This is a genomic window from Variovorax sp. J31P207 (genome assembly GCF_030316965.1).
Classification (GTDB): domain Bacteria; phylum Pseudomonadota; class Gammaproteobacteria; order Burkholderiales; family Burkholderiaceae_C; genus Variovorax; species Variovorax ginsengisoli_B.
The window spans coordinates 126,353-138,647 of the sequence record NZ_JASZYN010000009.1 but is presented as its reverse complement, the minus strand read 5'-3'; the positions used below and the strand labels follow the sequence as shown (position 1 = coordinate 138,647).

The window sequence follows — 12,295 nt, the reverse complement described above, 5'->3', positions numbered from 1 at the left end:
CTTGGGCCGGTCAAGGCATCTTGTGCGTCTCGTTCATCAGGCCCGGCATCATGTTGTGGTTCATGTGATACATCACCCACAGCGAGCCGCTCAGCGTGATCACGACCACCACCACCGTGAAGATCAGGGCCAGCATGGTCCAGCCATGCTCGGACTTCGCGTTCATGTGCAGGAAGTAGATCATGTGGACGACGATCTGCACGGCTGCGAAGGCGAGGATCACGAAGGCGGTCGTGCTGCTCTTCTCGAACACGTTGCCCATCACGATCCAGAACGGGATCGCGGTCAGGATCAGCGACAGGATGAAGCCGGTCAGGTAGCCCTTGACGGTGGCGTGCGGGGCGCCGTCGTCATGGTCGTCGTGGTGATCGCCATGGCCGCCGTGGGCGGCGTGTTCGTTGTGCGCGCTCATGGCAACACTCCCATCAGGTACACGAAGGTGAAGACGCCGATCCAGACCACGTCCAGAAAGTGCCAGAACATCGACAGGCACATCAGCCGGCGGCGGTTCTCGGCGATGAAGCCGCGCTTGGTCACCTGCACCATCAGCACCACCAGCCAGACCAGGCCGAAGGTGACGTGCAGGCCGTGGGTGCCGACCAGTGCGAAGAACGACGACAGGAAGGCGCTGCGCTGCGGCACGGCGCCTTCGCGGATCAGGTGCGCGAACTCGTACAGTTCGACGCTGATGAACGCGGCGCCGAACAGGGCCGTGATGGCCAGCCAGGCCATCGTGGCGCCCATGCGCTTGCGCTGCATCTCGATCATTGCGAAGCCGTAGGTGATCGACGAGAACAGCAGGAAGGCGGTGTTGAGCGCCACCAGCCGGAGGTCGAACAGGTCGGCGCCCGAAGGGCCGGCCGCGAAGTTGCGGCCCAGGACCGCGTAGACCGCGAACAGGCAGGCGAACACCAGGCAGTCGCTCATCAGGTAGAGCCAGAACCCGAGCAGGGTGCCGTTCTCCGGGTGATGCTCGCCCGGCAGGTGGAAGAGCGGGTGCTGGCCGGCGCTCACGGCGCCGTTGGAGGAGAGGACGGTGGTATCAGACATGGCCGGCGAGCAGGCGGGTACGGGCGCCTTCGGTGCGGACGACTTCCTCGGTGGGGATGTGGTAGTCGCGCTTGTAGTTGAAGGTGTGGATGATCACGGCGAGCAGCATGGCGACGAAGGACACGCCGGCCAGCAGCCACATCTGCCAGATCAGCGTGAAGCCGCAGGCCGCGGCCAGGGCCGCGATGATGAAGCCGGCGCCGGTGTTCTTCGGCATGTGGATCGGGATGAAGCCTTCGAGCGGCCGCACGTAGCCGTGCTTCTTCATGTAGGTCCAGGCGTCGTTGTCGTACACGCGGGGCGTGAAGGCGAAGTTGTAGGCCGGCGGCGGCGAGGAGGTCGACCACTCGAGGGTGCGGCCGTCCCACGGGTCGCCGGTCAGGTCGCGCAGCGAATCGCGGCGCACGTAGCTCACTACGAGCTGGATCAGGAAGCAGGCGATGCCCAGGGCGATCAACACGGCGCCGAAGGCCGCGATCTGGAACCAGATCTGGTAGGACGGGTCCTCGAAGTGGCTCAGGCGGCGGGTCACGCCCATCAGGCCCAGCACGTACAGCGGCATGAAGGCGAAGTAGAAGCCGATGACCCAGAACCAGAACGAGCACTTGCCCCAGAACTCGTCGAGCTTGTAGCCGAAGGCCTTCGGATACCAGTAGGTGATGCCGGCCAGCAGGCCGAACAGCACGCCGCCGATGATCACGTTGTGGAAGTGGGCGATCAGGAACAGGCTGTTGTGGAGCACGAAGTCGGCCGGCGGAACCGCCAGCAGCACCCCGGTCATGCCGCCGATCACGAAGGTGATCATGAAGGCGATGGTCCAGAGCATGGGCAGCTCGAAGCGGATGCGGCCCTTGTACATCGTGAACAGCCAGTTGAAGATCTTCGCCCCGGTCGGGATCGAGATGATCATCGTCGTGATGCCGAAGAACGAATTGACGCTGGCGCCCGAGCCCATCGTGAAGAAGTGGTGCAGCCACACGAGGTACGACAGGATCGTGATCACCAGCGTGGCATAGACCATCGACGCATAGCCGAACAGGCGCTTGCCGCAGAAGGTGGCGACGACTTCGGAGAACACGCCGAAGGCCGGCAGGATCAGGATGTAGACCTCGGGGTGGCCCCAGATCCAGATCAGGTTCACGTACATCATCGCGTTGCCGCCGAAGTCGTTCGTGAAGAAGTTGGTGCCGACGTAGCGGTCGAGCGACAGCAGGGCCAGCACGGCGGTCAGCACCGGGAAGGCGGCGACGATCAGGATGTTGGTGCAGAGCGCGGTCCAGGTGAACACCGGCATCTTCATCAGCGACATGCCCGGGGCGCGCATCTTGACGATGGTCGCGATCAGGTTGATGCCCGACAGCAATGTGCCGACCCCCGCGATCTGCAAGGACCATATGTAGTAGTCGACCCCGACGTCCGGACTGAACTCCAGCCCCGACAGCGGCGGGTAGGCCAGCCAGCCGGTGCGCGCGAACTCGCCCACGAACAGCGAGGCCATCACCAGGCCGGCGCCGAAGGTGGTCATCCAGAAGCTGAAGTTGTTCAGGAACGGGAAGGCGACGTCGCGGGCACCGATCTGCAGCGGCACGACGAAGTTCATCAGGCCCGTCACCAGCGGCATCGCGACGAAGAAGATCATGATCACGCCGTGGGCGGTGAAGATCTGGTCGTAGTGGTGCGGCGGCAGGAAGCCTGCGTTGTCGCCGAAGGCGAAGGCCTGCTGGGCCCGCATCATGATCGCGTCGGAGAAGCCGCGCAGCAGCATCACCAGGCCGAGGATGATGTACATGATGCCGATCTTCTTGTGGTCGATGCTGGTGATCCAGTCGCGCCACAACGTGCCCCAGACACGGAAATAAGTGATCGCGCCGAGCACCGCCACGCCGCCGAGAACGACGGCGATGAAGGTGAACAGCAGGATCGGTTCGTGGAGGGGGATGGCCTCCCAGGAGAGGCGGCCGAAGACGAGCTTCGTCAAGTCGAGATGGTCGAGCATCTTTATTCTTCTCGGATGCGGGCGGTGGAAAGCGGAAGCGAAAGTCCGGCGGGGTCGTTGACGCTGCACATGGCCGTCACGTAGGTGCGGGGCGGGATGCTGGCGTCGGGCTGCCAGGGGCGCGGCGAGACGTTGTAGGCGCCGACCTTGCCGAGGCCGCCATCGGCGTCGATGGCCATCATCTGCTCCATGCACATCTTGTTGCGGTCGACGCAACGGTTGACGATCGCATGGTAGAGGTCGGGCTCGACGCTGGCGAAGCGGCGCACCGGATCGCGCTCGCTGGGGCGCTCGAGTTCGAGGTAGGCCGCGCGGGTCAGCGCGCCGCCGGCGGTCTTCGACTTCTGGACCCAGGCCTCGAAGTCGGGCTCGCTCACGCCATGGAAGCGGAAGCGCATGCCGGAGAAGCCGGCGCCGCTGTAGTTGGCCGAGAAGCCTTCGAAGTCACCGGGCTTGTTGATGACCGCGTTGAGCTTGGTCTCCATGCCCGGCATGGCGTAGATCTGGCCGGCCAGCGCCGGGATGAAGAAGGAGTTCATCACCGAGGAGGCGGTGATCTTGAAGACGATCGGGCGGTCGATCGGCGCCGCCAGTTCGTTCACCGTGGCGATGCCCTGCTCCGGGTAGATGAACAGCCACTTCCAGTCGAGGGCCACCACCTCGACGGTCAGCGGCTTGACCTCGGACGGCACCGGGCGGCCGGGCTCGATGCGGCGCAGCGGGCGGTAGGGGTCGAGGGTGTGGGTGCTGATCCAGGTGATCGCGCCGAGGGCGATGATGATCATCAGCGGCGCGCCCCAGATCGCCAGTTCGAGCTCGGTGGAGTGGTCCCAGTCGGGCGAATAGTTCGCCTCCTTGTTCGTCTGCCGGTAGCGCCAGGCGAAATAGATGGTGAGACCGATCACCGGCACGATGATCAGCAGCATCAGGACCGTGGAGACCACGATCAGCTGGCCTTGCTGGCGCGCGATGTCGCCGGACGCATTGAACAGCACCATGTCGCAGCCCGCCAACAGGGCGAGCGGGAGCAGGAGCAGTCCGCGGAAGTTCTTGAGGGGAGGCATGCCGGAGGATGAGCGTTTGGTGCGCAAAGGGACCACAATCTACTTCGTTTGGCGACTGCGGGATATTGGACGTTTTGTCCTATGGCGGCAATCTCGATTCAGTGAGACCCTCGGGGAATCCAGTTGAACACGACCCAAAAGCAGAAATGACGACGTCCAGCATCAGTCCCGGCGGCTCCTCGCCGCTGCACGACACCCAGCACGACGGCCCCGACGCCGCCTCGGACCATTCGCCGATCGCCCCGGGCGAGATCGCGGTCGGCGTGATCATCGGCCGCGCCTCCGAGTATTTCGACTTCTTCGTCTACGGCATCGCCTCGGTGCTGGTGTTCCCGGCGGTCTTCTTTCCGATGGAAAACCGCCTCGAGGGCACGCTCTACGCCTTCGTGATCTTCTCCTTCGCCTTCATTGCCCGGCCCTTCGGCACCGTGGCCTCGATGGCGATCCAGCGCCGCTTCGGGCGCGAGGCCAAGCTGACGGCGGCGCTGTTCATGCTCGGCATCTCGACCGCCGGCATCGCCTTCCTGCCGGGCTATGCGAGCATGGGCTTCGCCTCGATCATCGCGCTGTCGATCCTGCGCGTCGGCCAGGGCATCGCGCTCGGCGGCTCCTGGGACGGCCTGCCCTCGCTGCTGGCGCTCAATGCGCCGCCGAACCGCCGCGGCTGGTACGCCATGCTGGGCCAACTGGGTGCGCCGGTGGGCTTTTTCATTGCCAGCGCCCTGTTCGCGTTCCTGTATTCCAGCCTGTCGACCGAGGACTTCCTCGACTGGGGATGGCGTTACACCTTTTACGTGGCGTTTGCGATCAATGTCGTCGCGCTGTTCGCCCGCCTGCGGTTGGTGGCCACCAATGAATACGACCGCCTGCTCGAAGAGCGCGAACTCGAACCCGCCAGCGTGGTCGAGATCACCCGCTCGCAGGGCTCCAACCTGGTCATCGGCGCCTTCGCCGCCCTGGCCAGCTACGCGCTGTTCCACCTGATCACGGTGTTTCCGCTGTCGTGGATCACCCTCTACTCCACCCAGTCGGTGAGCGAATTCCTGGTCATCCAGATGGTCGGCGCGGTGCTCGGTGCCATCGGCATCGTGATCTCCGGCGTGATCGCCGACCGCATCGGCCGCCGCAACACCCTGGGCAGCCTGGCGGTCGCGATCGCGGTGTTCAGCGGCTTCGCCCCGACGCTGCTGGACGGCGGCAAGCTCGGGCAGGACGTCTTCATCCTGGTCGGCTTCGTGATCCTGGGCCTGTCCTATGGCCAGGCGGCCGGGGCGGTGACGGCCAACTTCGAGTCGAAGTACCGCTACACCGGCGCCGCGCTCACGGCCGACCTGGCCTGGCTGATCGGCGCCGCCTTCGCGCCGCTGGTCGCGCTCGGCCTGTCGGCCAACTTCGGCCTGGGCTATGTCAGCGTCTACCTGCTGTCGGGCGCGCTGTGCACCCTGGCCGCGCTGCGGGTCAACCGGGCGCTGGAAGAAGTCCGAGAATAGCTCGGCGCGCGGCGCCTAGCGCCGGGAGTGCCACTGGCGCCACAGCGCCACGGCCAGCGTGATCACCAGCGCGCCGAGGATCAATTGATGCTCGTGCGGCTTCAGGTGGCCGATCGCCGCGTGCAGCCAGCCCGTCAATTTGAGCCCGAACAGGCTGACGACGGTCGCCCAGAGCAGCGCGGCCACGGCGTCCAGCACTGCGAAGAGCGGGGCCCGCATCGGGCCCATGCCCAGCGTGGCCGGCAGCGCGATGCGCAGGCCCCAGGCGAAGCGCATCAGGAAGATGGTCGCCACCGGATGTCGGTCGACGAAGCCGTTGACCCGTTCGATGTGGGCCCGCAGCTTGGGCCGGCTCGCCAGCAGCACGGCGCCCTTGCGGCGCCCCAGGTGGAAGTAGAACTGGTCGGTCAGGAACGCCGCCGCCGCACCGCAGGCGATCAGCGGTCCCAGCGAGAGGTAGCCCTGGTGCACCGCGAAGGCACCCAGCATCAGGATCGTCTCGCCCTCGAAGATGCCGGCCACGAAGACCACGATGTAGCCGTATTGCTGGAGCAGCTGGGACAGCATCGGAAGGAGGCCTCAGCCCGGCGGCGGGACGTCGCTTTTCTTCTGCCGCTCGCGGAACAGCGCCGCGCGCATCAGGAAGATGGTGGTGACCGGCGCGGTGAGGGCGACGAAGAGGGCGATCAGCACCGCATGCAGGAACAGGCTGCGCCCCTGCACCGAGAAGTAGATGATGGTGGCCAGCGTCATGCACCAGACGCCGAGCGTCGCGCCCAGCGTGGGCGCGTGGATGCGGCGGAAGAAGGTCGGGATGCGCACCAGGCCGAAGGAGCCGATGGCGGCGAACGCGGCGCCGACCACCGCGAAGACGGCCGTCAGCACCTCGGCCCACAGTGGCAATGCCTCATTCATTCGATCACCTCGCCGCGCAGCAGGAACTTGGCGATCGCCGTCGAGCCGACGAAGCCGAACAGCGCGATCAGCATCGCGGCCTCGAAGTAGACGTTGCTCGCGTAGACGATGCCCAGCACCAGCATCATGAGCATGCCGTTGATGTAGAGGCAGTCGAGCGCCATCACCCGGTCTTGCGCGGTCGGCCCGACGAGCAGGCGGAACAGCGCGCACAGCATCGCCACGGCCAGCAGCAGCAGCGCCAGCTTGAGGGCCCAGAAGAGCACGGGCGTCATGATTCGAAGATCTCCATCAGCGGGGCTTCATAGCGGGTCTTGACCATGGCGATGAAGGCCGGCACGTCGTCGAGGTCGAACACGTGGATCAGCAGGGTCGAGCGGTCGAGCGCGATCTCGGCCCAGGCGGTGCCCGGCGTCAGGCAGATGATCATGGCCAGCACCGCGAGCGCGTTGGGATCGCGCAGCTCGAGCGGCACGCGCACGAAGCAAGGCGACATCTGTGCGCTGCGGCGGGTCAGCAACAGGCGCGCGACCGTCAGCGCCGACTCGACCAGGTCATGGGCCACCACGCCCGAGAGCCGCAGCGCCACCGCCGGCCGGCGCATGTGCGCGCGGGCCGGCCGCAGCGACTGGGTCAGCAGCGGCACCGCGATCGCGAGGATCGCCGCCAGCAGCAGGGTGGCCGCATCGAGCGACTGGTTCAGCAGCAGCCAGACCACGAACAGCGCGATCGACAGCGACGGCGCCGGCAGCCAGCGCGCGATCATTTCGCAGCTCCCGGCTTGGCGGGCGGATCGGGCACCTGCGCCGCACCGAGCACCGCCCGGCGGTAGGCGGTGGGCGAGAACAGGCCCTCGGCGGTCGCGGCCGCGTGGTGCATCACCGGGCCGGCTTCGATCGTCAACGCCAGGCAGGCGGCCAGCAGCGCCGCGACCGGAAGCACCTCGAGGGCGGGCAAGGCCGGCAAGGTGGCGTGGGCCTGGGTCCAGAAATGCCGGATGCCGGTGCGGCCCAGTGCGAGCAGCGAGAAAAGGCCCGAGAACATCAGCAGCCCGAGAAAGACCCAGCCCGCCGGCGCGACGTGCTCGGTGCCGAGCAGGCCCGACAGCATCGCGAACTTGCCGACGAAGCCCGACAGCGGCGGCATGCCCGCCAGCAGCAGCGTGCAGCAGACGAAACTGAGCCCGAGGAAGGCGACGCCGGCCGGGATGGCGCGGCCGTAGAGCGCCTGCGCATCGTCGTCGAGGTTGACGTCGTCGAGCCGGCGCAGGTCCTTGGACAGGAAGGGTGCATCGCCTGCCGCCTCGTGCGGCGCGATGCTCCGGCCCTCGTTGCGCCAGCGCTCGATCATGTCGATCAGCATGAAGAAGGCGGCCACCGCCAGGGTCGAGGTCAGCAGGTAGTACAGCGCGCCGGCCCATATCGCCGGCTGGCCGAAGCCGATCGCCGCCAGCAGCGTGCCGGCCGAGACCAGCACGCTGAAGCCGGCCAGGTTCGACAGCCGCTGGGTGCCCACGATGCCGAAGGCGCCGACGAACAGCGTCGCCATGCCGATCGTGGTCAGTACGCCCTGGCCGACCTGCGCCGAGGCGCCGGTGTCGGGTGCGAACAGCACGGTCCAGAGCCGCAGGATGGTGTAGATGCCCAGCTTGGTCAGCAGCGAGAACACGGCCCCCACGGGGGCCACCGCCGCGCTGTAGGCCGGCACCAGCCAGAAATTGAGCGGCCAGGCGCCGGCCTTGGCGAAGAAGGCCGTTCCGAGGATGGCCGCGGCCGCGTGCACCAGGCCGCGGTCGGCGGGATCAAGCTGCGCGATGCGCACGCCCAGGTCGGCCATGTTGAGCGTGCCGGTCACGCCGTAGAGCAGTGCGGCGCCGACCAGGAACAGCGACGAGGCGGCCAGGTTGATGGCCACGTAGTGCAGCCCGGCCTGCACCCGCAGCCGCCCCGAGCCGTGCAGCAGCAGCCCGTACGATGCGGCCAGCATGACCTCGAAGAAGACGAACAGGTTGAACAGGTCGCCGGTGAGGAAGGCGCCGTTGAGCCCCATCAGCTGCAGCTGCAGCAGCGGATGGAAATGGACGCCCGCGCGGTCCCAGCGCGAGGTCGAGTAGATCGAGGCGGCAAAGGCGACCACACCGGTCAGCGCGACCATCATGGTCGACAGCCTGTCGGCCACCAGCACGATGCCGAAGGGCGCGCGCCAGTTGCCCGGCAGGTAGACGCCGATCGAGCCGGGGCCGCCGCCGGTGTCCGGCGCGTTGACCCAGCGCAGCAGGGCCAGCGCGGTCAGCAGGCCGATCAGGCCCGAGGCCACGCTGAGCGCCGACTTGCTGCGGCGATGTTCCTCGCCGAGCAGCAGCATCAGGGCGGCGGTCAGCATCGGCACCAGGATCGGCACCGCGATCAGGTGCGGCATGCTGAACTCGAGCAGCCGGTCGAGGAAGGCGAAGAGCTCGTTCATTCCTGCGGCTCCGTGCGTTCCCGGCCGTCGACGTGGTCGGTGCCGGTGAGGCCGCGCGAGGCCAGCAGCACGACCAGGAACAGCGCCGTCATCGCGAAGCCGATCACGATCGCGGTCAGGACCAGCGCCTGCGGCATCGGATCGGCGGTGTTGGCGAGTGTCGCGACCAAGCCCGGTTCGAGCACCGGCTCGCTGTCGACCTTGAGCCGCCCCATGCTGAAGATGAACAGGTTGACGGCGTACGAGATCAGGGTGAGACCCATGATCACCTGGAAGGTGCGCGGACGCAGAAGCAGGTACACGCCCGACCCGGTGAGGATGCCGATGGCGATGGCGAGCACGACTTCCATCAGGCGGGCGCTCCGGCTTCGGCCGCGACGCGCGCGGCTTCCCGCTCGGCCTGCTCGTCGGACCAGCGATGGCTGCGCACCGACTGGTGGGCCAGCGCGGTGAGGATCAGCATGGTCGCGCCGAGCACCAGGGAGAACACGCCCATGTCGAAGAACAGCGCGCTCGGCACGTGAACCTCGCCGAGCAACGGCAGGTGCAGGTGCGCGGTGTGCGTGGTGAGGAACGGATAGCCGAGCACCACCGCGCCGCCGCCGGTGGCCAGCGCCAGCAGCAGGCCGACCGCGATCCAGCGGCGCGGATAGATCCGCAGGTGCTCCTCGACCCATTCGGTGCCCGAGACGATGAACTGCAGCAGCAGTGCCACCGACATCACAAGACCGGCGACGAAGCCGCCGCCCGGCTGGTTGTGGCCGCGCATGAAGAAATAGACCGAGACCAGCACCGACAGCGGCAGCAGCAGCCGCACCAGCACCGCCGGCACCATCAGGTAGCCGACGGCCGTGTCGGTGGCCCGGCGCGGATTGAGCAGGTCGCTGCTGCCGTCGGCCGGCTGCAGCCGCTGCTGGATCGGCAGCGCCATCGACTCGATCGCCGGCCGGAAGCGCCGCAGCAGCGCATACACCGTCAGCGCGACCACGCCGAGCACCGTGATCTCGCCGAAGGTGTCGAAGCCGCGGAAGTCGACCAGCATCACGTTGACCACGTTGCTGCCGCCGCCCAGGAACAGCGCGTTGTCGAGAAAGAACGGCGAGATGCTGAGCGGGAACGGTCGCGTCATGACGCTCCAGGCGATGGCCGACATGCCGGCGCCGGCGGCGATCGCGATGGCGAGGTCGCGTCCGCGCCGGCTCCAGTGGCGCAGTGGCGCGCCGACCGGTTCCGACTTGGCGCTGCGCATCGGCAGCCAGCGCAGCCCGAGCAGGATCAGCACCGTGGTGACGGCCTCGACCACCAGTTGCGTCAGCGCCAGGTCGGGCGCCGAGAACCAGATATAGGTGATGCAGCACACCAGGCCCGCGCCCGAGGCCAGCATCAGCGAAGCGAGCCGGTGGAACTTGGCCTGCCAGGCCGCGCTCACCGCGCAGGTGGCGCCGATCAGCCAGGTCATCGCGAACATCGGGGAGAAGGTGAGCAGTTCGCGCGAGCCGCGCGTGACCGGCGTGACCCAAAGTGCCGCGCCGGCGCCTGCCAGCGCCACGGCGACCAGCAGCAGCAACTGCATCTGCAGCCGGCGGGTGCCGAGCAGCCGGCGGCTGCGGCGGCCGGCTTCGCTGAGGCGCGCCATCAGGTTCTCGAAGATCCGCTGGCCGTCGAAGCGATGCAGCAGCGGCGTGGTCGAGAGCACGCCGCGTGCGCGGCCGTGCCGCTGCAGCAGGTAGAGCAGGGCGCCGCCCGCCAGCGCGATGAAGCTCATCATGAGCGGCAGGTTGAATCCGTGCCACAGCGCCAGGCTGTAGGCCGGCAGCTCGCCGCCGACCACCGGCGCCGCTGCAGCGGCCAGGAAGGCACCGACCGACCAGGCCGGCGCAATGCCGACCACCAGGCAGATCAGCACCAGCAGCTCGGCCGGCACCCGCATCCAGTGCGGCGGCTCGTGCGGCGTCTTCGGGACATCGGACCCGCACGGCGGACCGAAGAAGACATCGAACACGAAACGGGCCGAGTAGGCCACGCTGAAGATCCCGGCGATCGTGGCGATCACCGGCAGGCCGCGGTCGACCCAGACGTTCGACTGGATGAAGACCGTCTCGGCGAAGAACATCTCCTTCGACAGGAAGCCGTTGAGCAGCGGCACGCCGGCCATCGAGGCGCTGGCGATGATCGCCAGCGTACCGGTGATCGGCATCAGCTTCATGAGGCCGCTGAGCTTGCTGATGTCGCGGGTGCCGCTCTCGTGGTCGATGATGCCGGCAGCCATGAACAGCGAGGCTTTGAAGGTCGCGTGGTTCATGATGTGGAACACCGCCGCGACCGCCGCCAGCGGGCTGTTGAGCCCGAGCAGCAGCGTGATGAGCCCGAGGTGCGAGATGGTCGAATAGGCCAGCAGCGCCTTCAGGTCGCGCTGGAACATGGCGATGTAGCCGCCCAGCAGCAAGGTGATCGCGCCGGCGCCGCCGACCAGCCAGAACCAGGGCTCGGTGCCCGACAGCACCGGCCACAGCCGTGCCATCAGGAACACGCCGAGCTTCACCATCGTGGCCGAATGCAGGTAGGCCGACACCGGCGTCGGTGCCGCCATCGCGCGCGGCAGCCAGAAGTGGAACGGAAACTGCGCGCTCTTGGTGAAGGCGCCCAGCAGCACCAGCACCAGCACGGCGGGATAGAGCGGATTGGCGCGGATCAGGTCGCCCGAGGCCAGCACCATGTCGAGGTCGTAGCTGCCGACGATGCGCCCGAGGATCAGCACCCCGGCCAGCAGGCAGAGCCCGCCGGCGGCGGTGACCGTGAGCGCCATGCTGGCGCCGCGCCGGGCATCGCGCCGGTGGTGCCAGTAGCCGATCAGCAGGAACGAGAACAGGCTGGTGAGCTCCCAGAACATCACCATCTGGATCAGGTTGCCCGACAGCACCACGCCCATCATCGCGCCCATGAAGGCGAGGAAGAACGAGAAGAAGCGCGGCACCGGGTCGGAGGCCGACATGTAGTAGCGCGCATAGAGCACCACCAGCGCGCCGATGCCCAGCACCAGCATGCAGAACAGCCAGGCGAAGCCGTCCATGCGGAACGTGAGGTCGAGCCCGAGCACGGGCAGCCACTCGACCCGCTGGCGGATCACGTTGCCGTTGGCGAGGCTCGGAAAGAACCAGGCGGCCTGGATCGCGCAGCCCAGCGCGACCAATCCGGCCAGCGTCGATTCCCGGTTGCGCGCATCCGATGGCAGCAGCGCGGCGAGCACGCTGGCGACGAAGGGAAGGGCAACGAGGAAGACAAGGGGCATTGCGGCCGATTCTATCGACCGGCCCCGC

General features: G+C 67.4%; 12 protein-coding genes. 1 reads left to right on the top strand and 11 read right to left on the bottom strand.

Annotated elements, in window-relative coordinates; genetic code table 11:
- Positions 1 to 10: 10 nt before the first annotated feature.
- Genes cyoD through cyoA form a run of 4 tightly spaced genes read right to left on the bottom strand, consistent with a single transcriptional unit; the run spans position 11 to position 4,110 of the window.
- A complete protein-coding gene (gene cyoD, locus QTI68_RS27690; protein ID WP_286526322.1) occupies positions 11 to 412 on the bottom strand; it encodes a cytochrome o ubiquinol oxidase subunit IV in 402 nt (133 codons plus the stop codon).
- Positions 409 to 1,050: a cytochrome o ubiquinol oxidase subunit III gene (gene cyoC, locus QTI68_RS27685; RefSeq protein ID WP_286526321.1), complete on the bottom strand. Its 642-nt coding sequence runs from the start codon at positions 1,048 to 1,050 to the stop codon at positions 409 to 411. The genes cyoD and cyoC overlap by 4 nt, the downstream gene beginning before the upstream one ends.
- Positions 1,043 to 3,046 carry a cytochrome o ubiquinol oxidase subunit I gene (cyoB, locus tag QTI68_RS27680; protein ID WP_286526319.1) on the bottom strand — a complete coding sequence of 668 codons (2,004 nt, stop codon included), beginning with the start codon at positions 3,044 to 3,046 and terminating at the stop codon, positions 1,043 to 1,045. Before cyoB ends, cyoC begins: the two co-directional genes overlap by 8 nt.
- A 2-nt stretch (positions 3,047 to 3,048) precedes the next feature.
- Positions 3,049 to 4,110, bottom strand: coding sequence for a ubiquinol oxidase subunit II (gene cyoA, locus QTI68_RS27675; RefSeq protein ID WP_286526318.1), 1,062 nt, complete (start codon positions 4,108 to 4,110; stop codon positions 3,049 to 3,051).
- Positions 4,111 to 4,256: 146 nt separating this feature from the next.
- Between cyoA and QTI68_RS27670 the strand changes: the two genes are divergently transcribed.
- Entirely contained in the window at positions 4,257 to 5,600 is a 1,344-nt protein-coding gene (locus tag QTI68_RS27670) for an MFS transporter (protein ID WP_286526315.1), read from the top strand.
- Between the two features lie 15 nt (positions 5,601 to 5,615).
- Here QTI68_RS27670 and QTI68_RS27665 read toward each other — a convergent pair whose 3' ends face one another.
- The 7 genes from QTI68_RS27665 to QTI68_RS27635 are packed head-to-tail and all read right to left on the bottom strand — an operon-like array spanning position 5,616 to position 12,267.
- Complete coding sequence (locus QTI68_RS27665; protein WP_286526314.1) at positions 5,616 to 6,167, bottom strand: DedA family protein; 552 nt, start codon at positions 6,165 to 6,167, stop codon at positions 5,616 to 5,618.
- A 12-nt stretch (positions 6,168 to 6,179) separates the two neighbouring features.
- Positions 6,180 to 6,515 carry a monovalent cation/H(+) antiporter subunit G gene (mnhG, locus tag QTI68_RS27660; RefSeq protein WP_286526313.1) on the bottom strand — a complete coding sequence of 112 codons (336 nt, stop codon included), beginning with the start codon at positions 6,513 to 6,515 and terminating at the stop codon, positions 6,180 to 6,182.
- Positions 6,512 to 6,790, bottom strand: a complete 279-nt coding sequence (locus QTI68_RS27655) for a K+/H+ antiporter subunit F (RefSeq protein WP_286508199.1) — start codon at positions 6,788 to 6,790, stop codon at positions 6,512 to 6,514. Before QTI68_RS27655 ends, mnhG begins: the two co-directional genes overlap by 4 nt.
- Positions 6,787 to 7,281, bottom strand: a complete 495-nt coding sequence (locus QTI68_RS27650; protein ID WP_503011745.1) for a Na+/H+ antiporter subunit E — start codon at positions 7,279 to 7,281, stop codon at positions 6,787 to 6,789. Before QTI68_RS27650 ends, QTI68_RS27655 begins: the two co-directional genes overlap by 4 nt.
- Positions 7,278 to 8,978 (bottom strand): monovalent cation/H+ antiporter subunit D, encoded by a 1,701-nt coding sequence (locus QTI68_RS27645; RefSeq protein WP_286526312.1) that lies wholly within the window; start codon positions 8,976 to 8,978, stop codon positions 7,278 to 7,280. Before QTI68_RS27645 ends, QTI68_RS27650 begins: the two co-directional genes overlap by 4 nt.
- Positions 8,975 to 9,328 carry a Na+/H+ antiporter subunit C gene (locus QTI68_RS27640; protein ID WP_286526311.1) on the bottom strand — a complete coding sequence of 118 codons (354 nt, stop codon included), beginning with the start codon at positions 9,326 to 9,328 and terminating at the stop codon, positions 8,975 to 8,977. Before QTI68_RS27640 ends, QTI68_RS27645 begins: the two co-directional genes overlap by 4 nt.
- A complete protein-coding gene (locus QTI68_RS27635) occupies positions 9,328 to 12,267 on the bottom strand; it encodes a monovalent cation/H+ antiporter subunit A (RefSeq protein ID WP_286526310.1) in 2,940 nt (979 codons plus the stop codon). Before QTI68_RS27635 ends, QTI68_RS27640 begins: the two co-directional genes overlap by 1 nt.
- Positions 12,268 to 12,295: the final 28 nt, after the last annotated feature.